Below are 14,486 nucleotides of genomic sequence, written 5' to 3'. Positions count from 1 at the left end.
AAACGGGGCAACACTCACGCCATCTTGATCTTTGGCAATTGCCAACCGAACCGTACGGCTGCCATCCGCAGTACAAAGCATGCGCTACCACCGATTACCGCCGTAACGACAGGCGGGCACCCGAGCCGCCTGCCGACGACTACCAGCGCCGCGCCGAGTAACGCCGCGCTGGCGTAGATATCCGTGATCAATACCGCCGGCACCCGTACGAGCAGAACATCGCGCACGAGCCCTCCGCCGCAGCCGGTGACCGTGCCCATCAACGTGGCGATGAACGGATTGATTCGAAATTCGAGAGCCTTCTGCGCGCCTGCAACCGCGAATAGCGCAAGGCCTGCCGCGTCGAGCGTCGTCAGGAGCGGTGTCGACAGCGTGGCGACCTGCGTATGAAAGAGGAAAGCGAAAAGCCCCGAGACACATGCAAGCGTTGGGTAGCGCCAGTCGCGCACCGCGCTAGGTGGCAGCGCGCCGATCAGCAGGTCGCGGATGATGCCCCCACCCAGTGCGACGATGGACGACAACACCAAGACTCCCAGCAGATCAAGCCCGGCACGAATCGCCGCATTGGCGCCTTCGATTGCGAACACCGCGGTGCCCGCGAGATCTGCTGCAAGTACCACTTCATCGAGGTGTTTCATTCGGATTAGCAAGGATCGAGGATACCCGTGGAAGTCGGATGGATTGTCGATGATCCACGCGATGCTGTCGACTGGCCGTTCCTAGCGTTCCCCCGGCCGCCATTGTTCGTCTAATGCGTCAGGTCCATTCGGCTGGCGACACTTTTTCGTCGAGCTCGCCGCGACTACATTGAAAGTTCGTGCGGGTGTTCACCCGGATTCGATGCCCGCGTTGGTGAAACCATTTGCGAGGAACGCATGGCTAAGCTTGAAGGGAAAGTCGCACTCGTCACGGGTGCATCTAAAGGGATTGGCGCCGCAATCGCCAAAGCGCTCGCCGCGCAGGGCGCTGCGGTGGTCGTCACGTACGCAAGCAGCAAATCCGGCGCGGATGCGGTGGTCGCGTCGATCAAGGAGGCAGGCGGCAAGGCTGCGGCGGCGGGCGGAGATGTGTCGAACGCGGCAGACGCCGCAAAACTCGTGCAGGCCGCAATCGATCAATTCGGCCGCCTCGATATCCTGGTGAATAATTCAGGCGTCTACGCATTCCAGACGATCGAAGACATCACGGAACAAGAGTTCCATCGTCAGTTCAATACCAACGTTCTTGGCTTACTGCTGGTGACACAAGCGGCAGTCAAGCACCTCGGCGAAGGCGCGAGCATCATCAATATCAGTTCCGGTGCAACGCGAATTACGCCGCCTGCCACCGCGATCTACACAGGCACGAAAGGCGCCGTCGATGCGATTACCGGCGTACTCGCGCTTGAGCTGGCGCCGCGCAAGATTCGCGTCAATGCCATTAATCCGGGCTATGTGGAGACTGAGGGCACGCATACCGCCGGCGTAGCGGGCTCGGAGATGGAGGCGAGCTTCGTCGCTAGAACGCCGCTCGGCCGCGCCGGCCAGCCGAACGACATCGGCGACGTCGCCGCATTCCTTGCGTCGGACGACGCGCGCTGGTTGACCGGCGAGCATCTGCTCGCCTCCGGCGGCATGCGCTGACACCTCGTTGGCCGGCGCCAAATGCATGAGGCGCCGGCGACGCTGGCTGCGGCTTTCGGCCCTGCGCCTCCGAAGGGCCGCCCGGATGCGGCCTGCTGCATCCATTCCCCATTGGTACGCTATCGCACGGAAGCCCACCGCCGCGGCGGTGTCGCCGGCTTATCCTGTGAGCGAAGGGCAGCATCGCCATGCGATGGCCAACACCGGTCTTGCTGCAATCAAGAAGAAGTTTGAACAGGTCGCTCTAACGCCAGGAGATGACCATGCCGAGTCTACGCTCCGCCTGGTTGACCGTCGCGCTCGCCAGGCTCGCGAAATTTCTCATCTTGGCGATGATGTCTGTCGGGGTGCTTGATGCGTTGACCGGCTGTGGGGGGAACGCGGTGGCGCCCCCGCCTTCCGCGAGTACGCTTCCGCCTGAGATCCTCACCAGCTCGACTCCCTCTGGATTCTTCAAGATCTGCAAGGGTCAGACGTACGCGCTCTGCGCGACCGCCAGCTGCACGGTGATAAACCAGGTGGCCTACTGCAATTGCGACGTCGAACAGGGGGACAGCATCAGCTTGCCGCTACGCGTCGACGGTCAGGACGTCTGCTCGATAAACGCCAACGGCGTCGACAATGGGTACATGGTGAGCACATTCAGCTTGCCGGAGTCCGTTGTCGCGCCAGACGGCGATAGCGCGCTCTACAATTGCCCGGCGGGGTCCGACGGCGGCTACGCGCAATGCGACGGCGGCATGTGCTTCACCAGCAGCGAGGGCAGCGTGTTTCCCGGGTTCGGCGAGCAGCTCGGCAGCGCAGAAATCATCTGCGCGTGCCCGATTAGCGTGACCCCGGACTCCCAAGTCGGCTTCCAGATCGCAGGCCCCTTTCCTTGCGACTATTCGTATTTCCGCTTCTGCAAGAGCCAGTTCGCCAACACCAGAACGGGCTCGACGGTCAAGGTCGGCGCCCCGACCGGAACGGCCAGATTCCTGGCCCGGCGGCTAAACGGAAGCGTGCCGCGGTTGAACACGTGCCGTCTTCCGCCTCAGTAAGCGCGAGAGCGCGGAGGCAGGCTACGGTCGTCGGTCGCATGTCACACGAGGCCGTCGACATCACAGCCGCGCATCATCATGCGTTTGCGGCCCCACGCGCCGCAGCGCGAACGCGGCGCCGGTGAAGCCGAGTCCGATCGCGCACACGCCGGGCCATCCAGCGGACGTCCATGCCAGCCCGGCGAGCATCGCGCCCAGCGCGCCGCCGACGAAGAACGCCCCGACGAAAAGCCCGTTGAGCCTGCCGCGCGCACTCGCGCTCAACAGATTGATCGCGCGCCGGCCGAGTGTCTGGTCCGTCACGACACCGGCATCCAGCGCAACGGCGCCTGCAGCGAGCAGGCAGATGGCGAACGTCCGGTGCGCGCCCGGCGAGAATCCCAGCCAGCCGGCACCGGCGGCCCCGATCACGAGCCAAGCCGCAAGCATCGTCACGTGCCCGGCGAACAAGACCTTGCGCCCGATTCCGCGGTCGCCGGCGCGGCCCGCGAACGGCGTCACTATCACCCCGCCCGCCCCTGCCAGCGCGAACAACGCGAGGTCGTTCATCCCGAAGCCGAACGGCGGCTGGCCAAGCCGCAGACCAATAGCCGTCCAGAAAGCGCTGAATGCGCCCATCACGAGCGAGGCCGACAGTGCGTTCTGCTGCAACATCGGTTCGACGCGCAGCAGCGTCACGAGCGAGCGCAACAGCGCCGGGTAGGTCGTCACAACGGCAGGCTTGCGCCTTGGCAAGCGTGCCTGCAGCACGATCATGAGGATCGCGTCGACGAGCGCTGCGATTCCGTAAAACGACCGCCACCCGACCGATCCCGCGACCAGGCTGGCCGCTGGACGCGAGAGCAGGATCCCGAACATCAGTCCGCTCATCACGTTGCCGACCGCGCGCCCGCGACGATGCTCGGGCGCCATCGACGCCGCCATCGGCACCAGCATCTGAATGACGCTCGAGGTGGCGCCGGCGAGAAACGATGCAAGCAAAAAGACAGCGCCCGAATGCGCGAGCGCCGCGGTCGCGAGACACGCCGCACAGCATCCGAGCACGCAGACGATCAGCCGCCGGTTTTCGACGAGGTCGCATAGCGGCACGAGCAGCACGAGGCCGGCCGCATAGCCGAGCTGGGGGAGCGTCGCCGCGAGCCCCGTGAGGCCCGGCGCGAGATGCAGGCTGCGGCTGATCGGCCCGGTCAGCGGCTGCGCGGCAAAGAGGTTCATCACGATCACGCCGACCGCGGCCGCAAAGAACACGGTCATCGGGCCGGTCAGCGCGGGCGGCGCGTCGGCTGGGGCAACGGAGTGTTCAGGGGCGTCGGTCTCGCACGGGCGCGTGTTCACGGGACTGCTCATTAGGCTGGCTCTCGGTCGAATATCGAATTCATTGAGCCAAGCGTAGTGGCGCGCGAACTATGCCACAATTGAAATATGATGATAGTCAATATGCGAGATTGTTTTGAACACTCGGGATCTTGAAGCGTATGTCGCGGTGGTCGAGAGCGGTTCGATGGTCCGCGCGGCGCAGAAGCTGCACCTGACGCAGCCCGGCCTGACGCGCCGGGTGCAAAGCCTGGAGACGTTGCTCGGCGTCGAATTGCTCGATCGGCAAAGCAAGCCGCTCAAGCCGACCCGCGCCGGCGACGAGGTCTACACGCTTGCGCGAACCGCGCTGCGAGCCGTCGACGACCTGCTCGCGATCGCGTCGTCCGACATCGTGTCGGCCGGCGAATTCCGGATCGGCGTGCCGCCGTTCCTGTCCGAGCTCGCGCTCGAGAAGCCAATCGACCGGTTGCGCGCCGCGTTTCCGAAGCTGACGCTGCGCGTCACGTCCGGCTGGTCGCCGGGCCTCATCCAGGGCGTCGAGCGCGGCGCCCTGGACGCGGCGGTCGTGCTGATGCCTGACACGTTCTCCATGCCGGACGCGCTGGATGCGACGTCGCTCGCATTCCGGCCGACCGTGGTCGTCGCCGCGCACTCGCTCGGGCTATCGGGCAAGCCCTTCACGCTGGCGGAGCTTGCGCGCTATGACTGGGTGCTGAACCAGGACGGCTGTGGGTTCCGCTCGGCGCTGAGCCGGGCGCTCGGTGCGGCCGGGCTGCCGTTCAATGTCGCCGTCGAGGCGTTCGGCGCGGACCTGCAGTTGTCGCTCGTCGCACGCGGGCTCGGGATCGGGCTCGTGTCGCCCGACAAGCTCGCGCGCTCGCCGCATCGTGACGAGCTCGATGTCGTCGACACCGTCGACTTTCGCGCCGGCCTCACCGTGTGGTTCATCCACGGCTCGCTGCCGGGACGGCTGACGGGGCCCGCGCAGCTGCTGCGCAATGCGATCGACGACGTGCTCGCGCAGGAGGGCATCGCACTACCTGTGGGGTGAGGCGGGCGGCGCAGAAAAAGGGCCAACTATCAACGGAATTCTCTGCGGAGATACGCAGTGACTGCCTCAGTCAACGCGATGCCGTGCAATTCCTCGGGCGATGCCAGACACGCGGCGATAATCTCGCGATTATCAAGTCGCAGCTCGGGCAGGCGATCGAGATGCAGTTCAAAGAAATGCACCCGGTCCCTTCGCCCGTCCCAAATGCCACAGACGCTGCCGGCGGGGCGTAATGGGTACGACGGGAGACCAATCTCCTCCTCCATTTCGCGTTGCGCCGCTGCATCGGGCGTCTCACCGGGCTGCAGACTTCCGCCGGGAAAACTCCACTCGGCCCGGTACGATGACTTCAACAGCAACAGCGCCTGGCCGACGTAGATTGCGACTAGCGCGCCCTCATGGTGAGGCCGTCGAACGTGCCACCAGACGCGAGCGAGCCGAAATCCGAGGCGAAGCGCCAGACGCCAGACAAAGTCGATAAGCATGGTCGATCGCGCTCGCTCGAGGCTCGGCATGAAGTCTCTCCTTTCCGTAACGGCACACGACAAAACCTCGCTGCGGTGCGAGCGGTGTATGTCGTACGCCAAACGCGATTGTCACCGATGTGGCATCGACCGGTTGAATCCACACGACAAAGCGGTCACGTTAGTCCAGTTCTTCAAGGCATCGATGCGAACTTGCGCCGCAGTTGGCCAACAGACAGCCACAACGCAGAGACAAGAAAATAGATCGCCCCTACACCTGCGTAGCCGGCCACTTTGACAATCGCCGGAGGCACCGATGCATGGGCCTGCGCGATGAAAAACGCACCCGCCAGCGCTGACTGGCCTCCACTCAGAATCATTGCCCATTGCGCACCAAAGCGCTTCCTGCGGCGGACAGCAGTGGCGAGCTGAAGTAATCCGGACAAAATGGCCCAGACTCCGAATACATCAAGCACCGAGCTTGTGTTGACCTGCAACACAACAATCACCGCAATCGCTATAACCGAGCTAGCGACGACATTGAAAGCCTGAGTAAAATTTCCGCGCATTCCACCGCTACGCGACATGTCGACGTAATTGGCCAGCGCATCCCATAGGGGATAGACAATCAGCAGTGCGGCTCCGATCGCCGTGACGTGCTGCCCGATACTGAACGCAAGCGCGACCCAGACGACAGAGAACGCGGCACGGGTAAAGTAAAAGAATTTGAGCCACCGCTCATCCTGAAGGCGAGTGGTTTCCGAAAGATGAGTAGCCATTGAAACTCCTTAAAAATTTTGCCTGTCGCGTCGCCTGATGCGATGCGCCAAGCTCTTGCTCCAATGACCTGTCGGCAGAACCGTGTGAGCGTCATCGAGACAAGAAATCTGTATTGGTAGAGATCATGGCACTCGCCCTGCGTTGCCGGCATCGGTCAAATGACCGATGCGTTCTGAAAGGGGGGCGGAAAGTTGGCGTTCTGTTCGACCTGCACTGATCGATCCATTTCGATGACCGACGCGGCGGTAGCTAGCACCTTCGTCCCTGAGCATGGACATGACTATGAGATCTTGGTGCAAGACAATGATGGCCCTGACGTGATCTTTGCGCGCGAACTTGTCTCAAGTGCAAATGGCACCTCCACCGTACCGCATCCGCTCAAGTCAACGAGCTTCTGCAAGCCCTAGTGCGCCCCGTGTGTTCGATAGGCGCGAGAGCGAGAGCATCGAATTGGTCGCGCACCAATCGACACGAATGAGGGACCCTTTCCCACGGCACGTAAAGCGATGATCTGCGGCAGGCGACCTGGCGCGCCCAGCGATCGCTACAAAAAGCGGATGCATGACGCACGTGATCGAACTGGAGTTGCTCCAATACCGCTATCCGTGTGCGCATTTCTAGTACCTGCAGCACGGATTGCCCGCGCGGCCTGTTAGCGTCCCGAACTCACTCGCATGGTGGCGAGCAAGCCTCAACAGCGGAGCGCCACAGTACCCACAACGAGAGCCGAGAAGACCAGCGCCGGGGCGATATGCCCGAACGGCTCCCGGTTTCGTAGCAACGTGAAGAGCGCGCCAATCATGATCGCACCGGCCAACGCTAGGCCCAAAACTCTGGTTTGTTGTCCAAAAAGAAGTGCCGCACTCAACAGCTCAAGAGCGCCACAGAGCAAACGAAACCATGCCGGGTAACCCCAGCGTGCGAAGTTGCGCTTCACCGCGCCGAGTCCTGCGAGATTGACCACCCCAGCAACCGCGAACAGAACCGCTACGATCATCGCGAGAATCGATTCGAAAGATGCAGTGTTCAACGCCATCGTCATGCTCCGTTGCTTTGCTGAAAGTGCTTCTGTGCAGAGAGGTACGCAATCAGCCCGGGGCCGTGGGGTTCCCACGCAAGAACTCGCCGGGCGTGCTCGCCGCTTACTTTCTGATCGAGCGCCAGTGCGTCGGCAAATGGCCCAAACGATTTGCGAGCATCGTCGAGCGGCCAAAATTCGACGCGCTCGGCGCCGATCGAGGCCCGAATCGCTTCACCCATTTCGGCAACGGCAACGGCATCTTCCGCGACCACGTTGAAGATCTGTCCCGCGACTCGACCGTCCCCACTTGCCGCCCGCTCCACCGCGCTCAGGTAGGCCGTGGCGAGATCATCGACGTGAACGGCAGGCCAGTGGTTGCGACCATCGCCGACGACCCTCACACTGCCGGCCTGACGGGCCATGCCTGCGAGCATGCCGAAGACGCCGCCGCCGTAGCCGTGCACCATCGCCGGCCTGAGGATCACTGCTGCAATCGAGCGGCGTGCTGCTAGCGACAGCACCTGTTGCTCCACTGCGGGCCGCCAGGCGATGAGCGGCGTCGGGTTCAGCGCCGATGCTTCAGTCGCTGGCTCCCCCTCCGTATTGCCGTAGACCCAGGTGCCCGACGTGTAGACAAACGCCGCGCCCGGATGCAAATGCGAAAGCATCGCTACCGCCGCGGCCTCATCAGCAGCAGCGGCGGAAGCATCGTTGGTCGACGCGGTGTGCACCACACCGTCAGCGGCACCGGCGCTCGCAGCGAAAGACTGTGGCTCGCGCAGGTCGCCGGAATGCAGTGTCACACCGAGACGTGCCAGCGCGCTGGCGGCCGCCGAGCTCTCCTCGCGCACCAGCGCCGTCACCTGATGGCCGAGGCTGATTGCCTTGCGCGCGACCGCTTGCCCGATGAAGCCCGTACCACCTGTAATGAACAGTTTCAAAGCGTTCTCCAATGATTGGTTGTGACGTTGATTAGTCACACAAACGAGACCCATCAGTCTCGTTTCAGCAAATCTAAACGAGACTGGCCAGTCTTGTCAACTATTCGACGATCTGTTATTTATCTCGCATGGATACTTCTTCTCTCCCCGACCTGAGCCCGCTGCAACGCCGTAAGCGATCCGACATCCTCGATGGCGCGAAAACCGTTTTTTTAAGCCAGGGTTTCGTCCTGGCAACGATGGACGATGTCGCCGCAGCCGCTGGCGTCGGCAAACAGACGGTCTACCGCCACTTCAAGTCGAAGGAGGCGCTCTTCGTTGGTCTGGTGAGCTCGATGTGCGCTGAGGCGGGTGGATTTCTTGCCAGCGCTCAGGACGAGCAATCCGATCGATCACCCGAAGTCGAGTTGCGCGAGTTGGGATGGGTGTTGGCACAAGCCCTTATCGCGCCGGATTATCTGCGGCTTTACCGGGCCATCGTCGCTGAGGCCGAGCGTCTTCCGGAACTCGGCCAGGTGTTTTACGAAAATGGTGCAAAGGTCGTGCGTGCCTTCGCCGCAAAAATTCTGCGAAAGCGATTCGACGAATCGACTGCGGCATTGCGGGCGGCGACATTCATTAATTTGGTGCTAGGCGACGCGTATTTGGAACTGTCAGTTGGCTACACGGTGCCCGATGTCGAAGCGCGCTTTGCGCTGCAGATTGACGAGGCGGTGGCGGCTGCACTTCGCTAAGGAGCGCATAAGATGTGGAGCCACTGCATGCGGAGCGCAACAGCGTGTAGCACGGGATGCAATACACCGCGCTTCCGATCTCTCGCCGTATGTCAGGCACGTATCAGCTTCTTGCCCTTGCGCTTGACGAGTTTCGCGACCTTGTCTTCGTGCTTCGCTGACGGCCACAGGCCTTCCGGGCGATACAGCATGATCAGCAACATCGCGAGTGCGTACACGAATTGGCGGATCACTTCCGTATCGACGATTTCATGACCGAAAATCCGGTTCTGGAGCGGCCCCATCGTCGTACGCAAGCATTCCGGCAGCACGGCGAGCAGCACGGCGCCAAGAATCACGCCCGGGATGTGGCCCATGCCGCCCAGCACGACGCACGCAAGCACGATGATCGACTCCGGCAGCGTGAACGATTCCGGCGACACGTAGCCCTGGAACGCGGCGAACATCGCACCCGACAGGCCGCCGAATGACGCGCCCATCGCGAATGCCAGCAGCTTCACGTCTCGTGTATTGATGCCCATTGCCTTCGCTGCGACTTCGTCCTCGCGGATCGCGGCCCAGGCGCGGCCGATGCGCGAGCGTTGCAGACGTGTACAGATCCAGATCACCAGCAGCGCGCACAGCAGGAACAGGTAGTAGTACAAGTACACCGGCGGGAATACGAGGCCGAACAGCCAATGCGTCTGCGACAGGTTGAAGCCGCCGACCGTCACCGGGTCGATCAGCATGATCCCCTTCGCACCGTTGGTGATGTTCACCGGGCGAAAGAGATTGTTCGCGAAGATCCGCGTGATTTCCCCGAAGCCCAGGGTCACGATCGCGAGGTAGTCGCCGCGCAGACGCAACGTCGGTGCGCCGAGCAGCACGCCGAAGCCGGCTGCGAGCGCCATCGCGAGCGGCGCGATCAGCCAGATCGACAGATGCAGGCCATTCGGCGCGAGATGCGCGATCCACGCGAAGTGCGTCGACAGGTGCGGCGAGGACAGCAGCGCCGCCGTGTAGGCGCCCACCGCGTAGAACGCGATGTAGCCCAGGTCCAGCAGGCCGGCGAAGCCGACCACGACGTTCAGGCCCAGCGCGAGCATCACGTACAGCATTGCGAAGTCGAGCATGCGCACCCAGTGGTTGCCGCCGATGGCGCCGATGATCATCGGCGCGGCAATCACGCACACTGCTATCAGGAGTCCAATGGCGAACGCTTTCGTTGCGCCCTTCTCGGGAATGAGCGTCATGGGCGGCGGCTCGATCGGCTGAGTTGACGTTATGTTTGCTTGGGGTGTCCCGTTCGTTCTGGCAGTCGCGACGATGAGTTGTCGACGCATCTTCGGTCCATGGTCTCCACGCCAATTTATAGGGGATTTAACATTTGGCGGCAAGATCCACGGCCGCACTCGCACTTGGTTTGGGGGAAACCGGCGCGTCTCGCCGGTCTTTTTAGCCGTCGCTCAGATGCAATCTTCAGCTCAGTACAACGGCCGCTTGCCGGGTCCCCTTTTAGGCCTTAACTTTGTCGGAATCTCGGCCCTCGAACAGGTTGGCAAACATGCAGCCCCATCCTTTGCGCCTTTCTCCTGGCGATGATTTGCGCGCTTCGGTCGAAGACGCGCTACGTCAGCGCGACTTGCACGCGGCGTTCGTCCTCCAGGGCATCGGCAGCCTTAGCGTCGCCCAATTACGATTCGCTGGCGCCGAAGCACCCGTCACGCTACGCGGCGACCTCGAGATATTGACTTTGGCCGGCTCGGTATCACCTGATGGCGCGCACCTGCATATGGCCGTTTCCGACGCAGGCGGTCAAGTGTTCGGCGGTCATGTGGCACGTGGATGCGCGATTCGCACAACCGCTGAAATACTTCTCTTACTGCTTCCCGAACATCGCTTCTCCCGTGAGGTCGATTCCGGTACCGGATTCATGGAGCTTGTGGTTCGGAGTGAGCCAGACGGCAGCGCCGCATGAACGGCGTATGCGGGACTCCATGCCGAGACGCGATCAGCGTTGCTTTCTATCGGACTATTTGCCACCGGCGTCGTCCGTTTCATTGAGCATCGTCGTTTTCATTCTGCCGTCCGCCTCCTCTTGACCGGGCCGCGATCCCTCCTTGAGTGGTCGGACCCGGGGTGGAGTCCTCGATGACCTGAGATGGCGCCACGTTGCCCCTTGCTCCCGGCGCGAACGCGAGAATGCGCAGGTTCGGCTCCGCAACCAGGAGCCGCCCGTCCGAAGAGATGGCGATCTTGTTTGCGCCTGCGTCCATGCTGGGTCCGGTGATTCCCGTGGCTGGGCCACTGATCGTCCGTACCGGCGCGACGTTGCCATTCGCCTGGCGGGCAAAAACACTAACCTGGAACTGTGTCAGGTCTGTGCTGACGTTGTAGGCATACAGTTCTTCTGTAACTGGATCACTAGCAAGCGAGATGTTGTGCCTCGGAAGTCCTCCACTCGACGGAAACAGCCCGGTGTTGGTACCTGTGATGCTACGCAGAAGCGGCGGCGAGGTAAGGCTCTTGCTGGTATCAAACACATCGATGACTGCTGCTCCCCGCGTGTCATAACCTGCAATCAGCAGATTGTCGTCACTATCGACTGCAATACCTTGGTATTCGCTAATGTTCGAATCGGTAATGACAATCGGATGGGTCACGATTCCAGTCGTGTTGGCAAGAACAACCAGCACTCCTGCAGTTGATGGACGAAAGTTCAGGACGAAGTCATTGAGCCGCGAGTCCACACCGATACCAGACAGATCGTTCGTCTGAAACGTGAATGTGCGATATGGCGCCTCATTACCTCGAGCGTTCCGCGCAAAAATATCCACGGTGGCATTGCTGAGAAACTGTGCGATGTGAAAGTTGCTGTGCTTGTCCAGCGCGATCGCCTCGCCAGTCGTAAGAGTGGTCAGCGGTCCCTGAATTATCTGGCAGGGTTCAGTTGCTCCGTTGGCGCGCAAGGAGTAGCCGCGAATCTGATCGTTAAGGGACAGGAAAACGGCGTCGTTGGGGCAGGCGGCGTGCACCAGTTGGACCCCGAACACCATACTGAAGACGGCGACACATAGCGCGGGTTTCATGACACGCCTCCGTGTTCATATTGTGCGAATGCACCAATCAAGAATAGACGCCAGGCGGAGGCTGAACGAACTCTCGCCAGATGGAACCTGTGTTTTGGCGGGCGATGCGAGGGAACACCCATCGACATCGAGCGGTAGTCCGGCATGCCAACGCTCTCCCCGATAATCACGTAATCAAATCGAGGAACCAATGGACCGACTAACCGGCATTAGCGTATTCGTCGCTACCGTCGACGAAGGCAGTTTCGCCGCCGCTGCGCGACGCTTCGGCTTATCCCCTGCGATGGCGGGCAAGTACGTGAGCGCCATCGAAACCGAGTTGAATGCGAGGCTGCTCCAGCGCACGACGCGCCGTCTCAGCCTGACCGATATCGGCCAGGTCTATTACGCGCGATGCAAACAGATTCTCGAAGCCTTCGACGAGGCCAATCGCGAAGCGAGCGATGCTCATGGCACCGCCCGTGGCGTGCTGCGAATCGCGGCACCCGTCACGTTCGGCGCGATGCATCTCGGTGACGTGCTCGCGAAATACCTGGAAGCACACCCGCGCGTCAACATCGAAGTCTCGTTGAGCGACCGCTACGTCGACCTGCTCGAAGCCGGCGTGGACGTCGCGATACGTATCGGGCGCCTAGCCGATTCGGGGTTGGTCGCGCGCCGGCTCGCTCCGTGTCGAATGGTCATTTGCGCGTCGCCGGACTACCTCGAACGTCACGGCACGCCGCGCACTCCGGACGATCTGCGGCAAGCACCGCGGCTTACGTTTAGCGAAGCGGTGTCGGTTGGAGACTGGACGCTGGTCGATGCGAAACGCCGCGCGCACGTCATCAGCGGTCCATGCCGGATGGCGGCCAACAATACCCAGATGCTGCTGGCCGCGGCACTCGCCGGAGCCGGCATCGTCTATGGGCCGACCTTCGTGTTCGGCGAGCAAATCGCGCGTGGCAATCTCGTCGCGCTACTGCCGGACTACCACGCGTCGGAACTGACGATTCAGGCGGTCTATCCGAGCGCGCGTCACATGCCGCTCAAAGTGCGCCACTTCCTCGACTATCTGGTCGCTGCGTTCGGCGACGAGCCGCCGTGGGATCACATCCAAGCAAAGGCTACTCGACGACAACGCCGGCGTCCTGGCTGATCCCGAGCGGGTTGGAGATTCGCAGCTTCCATACCCCGTCGTCGCCGCGCACCATCACCTGCGTAGCCGTGCCGCGACTCGTGGCCTGCTTGCCGTCGGGCAGCGCTACCTTCACGGTCCAGTCGATCAGTACGAGCGCGATGTCGTCGCTGACGAGGGAAAGCCGCACTTGGTTGCGGATGTGCGGCACTGCCTTCAAGACTTCCGTGAGTTGACGGCGCAGTGCCTCATGACCGCTCGCCACGTTGACGCCATCCGCCATGCGCATCGTCGCGTTCTCGGTGAACACCGCGAGTACGCCGTCGACATCGCCAGCGTTGAATGCGGCATCGAACGCGACGGGAACCTGCTCGGGCGTCTTGGGCGCACTGCTCTTGCCATGCGATTGCAGTTCGCCGGCAAACTGCCGGATCAGCGTCGCGACGGCGGACGGCGCCTCGAGCGGCGAAAGGTGTCCGGTACCGGGCAAGACATGCAGGCGCGCGCCCGCGATCCGAGGCAGCAGTTCCTTCCGCAAGGTCTCGACGCGATCGACCTGGTCCAGTTCGCCCGAAATCACCATGACGGGCACATTGATGGCCCCGACCTCGCCCGTGATGTCTTCAAGCGCTGCCGCGTTGGGCCATGCAGCCTTGGCTTGCGGCGCGCCGCGCAGGCTGTCGGCGATGACCTGCTCGCGAAGCGCAGGCATCAGCGGGTTCGCGGTGAGCACGTTGTCGAGCACCCAACCGATGGACTCGCGCGTATCGTAGGCCGAGGCCATCGCCGCGCGCTGCTCTTGCGGAAGGGCCATCGGTGACGGCGGCGACGGAGCGACGAGCACGACGCCCGCGAGTCCGGCAGGACGGCGCGACGCAAGCAACTGCGCCGTTTTTCCGCCCATCGAGTGACCGACCAACACGTAGCGCTTCAGATTCAGCGCTTCGATGACGTCCTGTGCATCGTTCGCCAAATCGGCAATCGAGTAGCCGTGCTCGGGCGCGTCCGAGTCGCCCCAGCCGCGATGGTCGGTGGCGATGGTCCGGTACTGGCTCGATAGTTCGCTGACCACGCCGCTCCATGTGCGCGACGAACCGCCGTAGTAGTGAAGAAACACGAGTGCCAGTTCGCCGTCCCCTTGTTCTCGAACGTGAATTCTCGTGCCGCGTGTGCGGATATCCATTGCGATGCTCCTTGATCTCGTGCGTCAGCGGCACGGGGGTAGTGGATCGATTCGGGCTGGGCCTGAACCGTGGAGGCATCTTAGATTCCGTCGATTGACTTGATAATCGCCGTTTTATTATTAGCAGTCGATCATCATGCGATCGAAT

The 14,486-nt window shown here is 62.2% G+C and carries 15 protein-coding genes; 6 read left to right on the top strand and 9 right to left on the bottom strand.

What is annotated here, in order from left to right:
* Positions 1-14 precede the first annotated feature (14 nt).
* Positions 15-638: a trimeric intracellular cation channel family protein gene (locus tag AAHK20_RS14610; RefSeq protein ID WP_449182173.1), complete on the bottom strand. Its 624-nt coding sequence runs from the start codon at positions 636-638 to the stop codon at positions 15-17.
* 237 nt (positions 639-875) lie between these two features.
* Between AAHK20_RS14610 and AAHK20_RS14605 the strand changes: the two genes are divergently transcribed.
* Both AAHK20_RS14605 and AAHK20_RS14600 read left to right on the top strand, forming a co-directional pair.
* Positions 876-1,622: a glucose 1-dehydrogenase gene (locus AAHK20_RS14605; RefSeq protein WP_449182172.1), complete on the top strand. Its 747-nt coding sequence runs from the start codon at positions 876-878 to the stop codon at positions 1,620-1,622.
* 263 nt (positions 1,623-1,885) lie between these two features.
* A complete protein-coding gene (locus tag AAHK20_RS14600; RefSeq protein ID WP_449182171.1) occupies positions 1,886-2,662 on the top strand; it encodes a hypothetical protein in 777 nt (258 codons plus the stop codon).
* A 60-nt stretch (positions 2,663-2,722) separates the two neighbouring features.
* Here AAHK20_RS14600 and AAHK20_RS14595 read toward each other — a convergent pair whose 3' ends face one another.
* Positions 2,723-4,009: an MFS transporter gene (locus AAHK20_RS14595; protein ID WP_449182170.1), complete on the bottom strand. Its 1,287-nt coding sequence runs from the start codon at positions 4,007-4,009 to the stop codon at positions 2,723-2,725.
* A 103-nt stretch (positions 4,010-4,112) separates the two neighbouring features.
* Here AAHK20_RS14595 and AAHK20_RS14590 point away from each other — a divergent pair, with 103 nt between their 5' ends.
* On the top strand, positions 4,113-5,030 hold the full coding sequence (locus AAHK20_RS14590; RefSeq protein WP_449182169.1) for a LysR family transcriptional regulator: 918 nt from the start codon (positions 4,113-4,115) through the stop codon (positions 5,028-5,030).
* 29 nt (positions 5,031-5,059) lie between these two features.
* On the opposite strand, the gene AAHK20_RS14585 is transcribed toward AAHK20_RS14590, so the two are convergent.
* From AAHK20_RS14585 to AAHK20_RS14570, 4 genes are all read right to left on the bottom strand, one after another.
* Positions 5,060-5,545: an NUDIX domain-containing protein gene (locus tag AAHK20_RS14585; RefSeq protein ID WP_449182168.1), complete on the bottom strand. Its 486-nt coding sequence runs from the start codon at positions 5,543-5,545 to the stop codon at positions 5,060-5,062.
* A gap of 143 nt (positions 5,546-5,688) precedes the next feature.
* On the bottom strand, positions 5,689-6,273 hold the full coding sequence (locus AAHK20_RS14580) for a DUF308 domain-containing protein (protein WP_449182167.1): 585 nt from the start codon (positions 6,271-6,273) through the stop codon (positions 5,689-5,691).
* A gap of 692 nt (positions 6,274-6,965) precedes the next feature.
* Complete coding sequence (locus tag AAHK20_RS14575) at positions 6,966-7,310, bottom strand: DoxX family protein (RefSeq protein ID WP_449182166.1); 345 nt, start codon at positions 7,308-7,310, stop codon at positions 6,966-6,968.
* A gap of 2 nt (positions 7,311-7,312) precedes the next feature.
* Positions 7,313-8,236 (bottom strand): NAD-dependent epimerase/dehydratase family protein, encoded by a 924-nt coding sequence (locus AAHK20_RS14570; protein WP_449182165.1) that lies wholly within the window; start codon positions 8,234-8,236, stop codon positions 7,313-7,315.
* Positions 8,237-8,364: 128 nt separating this feature from the next.
* On the opposite strand from AAHK20_RS14570, the gene AAHK20_RS14565 reads away from it, so the two are divergent.
* Positions 8,365-8,970, top strand: coding sequence for a TetR/AcrR family transcriptional regulator (locus tag AAHK20_RS14565; protein ID WP_449182164.1), 606 nt, complete (start codon positions 8,365-8,367; stop codon positions 8,968-8,970).
* Positions 8,971-9,062: 92 nt separating this feature from the next.
* Here the strand turns inward: AAHK20_RS14565 and AAHK20_RS14560 are convergent, their stop codons facing one another.
* The gene (locus AAHK20_RS14560) at positions 9,063-10,235 is read right to left on the bottom strand and encodes an ABC transporter permease subunit (protein WP_449182235.1); all 1,173 of its coding nucleotides are present in this window, start codon (positions 10,233-10,235) and stop codon (positions 9,063-9,065) included.
* 278 nt (positions 10,236-10,513) lie between these two features.
* Between AAHK20_RS14560 and AAHK20_RS14555 the strand changes: the two genes are divergently transcribed.
* Positions 10,514-10,927 (top strand): PPC domain-containing DNA-binding protein, encoded by a 414-nt coding sequence (locus tag AAHK20_RS14555; RefSeq protein WP_449182163.1) that lies wholly within the window; start codon positions 10,514-10,516, stop codon positions 10,925-10,927.
* A 79-nt stretch (positions 10,928-11,006) separates the two neighbouring features.
* Here the strand turns inward: AAHK20_RS14555 and AAHK20_RS14550 are convergent, their stop codons facing one another.
* Positions 11,007-12,038 (bottom strand): NHL repeat-containing protein, encoded by a 1,032-nt coding sequence (locus tag AAHK20_RS14550; RefSeq protein WP_449182162.1) that lies wholly within the window; start codon positions 12,036-12,038, stop codon positions 11,007-11,009.
* A gap of 190 nt (positions 12,039-12,228) precedes the next feature.
* Between AAHK20_RS14550 and AAHK20_RS14545 the strand changes: the two genes are divergently transcribed.
* Positions 12,229-13,176: a LysR family transcriptional regulator gene (locus AAHK20_RS14545; RefSeq protein WP_449182161.1), complete on the top strand. Its 948-nt coding sequence runs from the start codon at positions 12,229-12,231 to the stop codon at positions 13,174-13,176.
* Here AAHK20_RS14545 and AAHK20_RS14540 read toward each other — a convergent pair.
* The gene (locus AAHK20_RS14540; RefSeq protein WP_449182160.1) at positions 13,145-14,338 is read right to left on the bottom strand and encodes an alpha/beta fold hydrolase; all 1,194 of its coding nucleotides are present in this window, start codon (positions 14,336-14,338) and stop codon (positions 13,145-13,147) included. The genes AAHK20_RS14545 and AAHK20_RS14540 overlap by 32 nt on opposite strands.
* Between the last annotated feature and the right edge of the window lie 148 nt (positions 14,339-14,486).

Source organism: Trinickia camelliae (assembly GCF_053525655.1).
The sequence above is the reverse complement of the archived record's forward strand: the minus strand, read 5'-3'. Positions and strand labels throughout refer to the sequence as shown.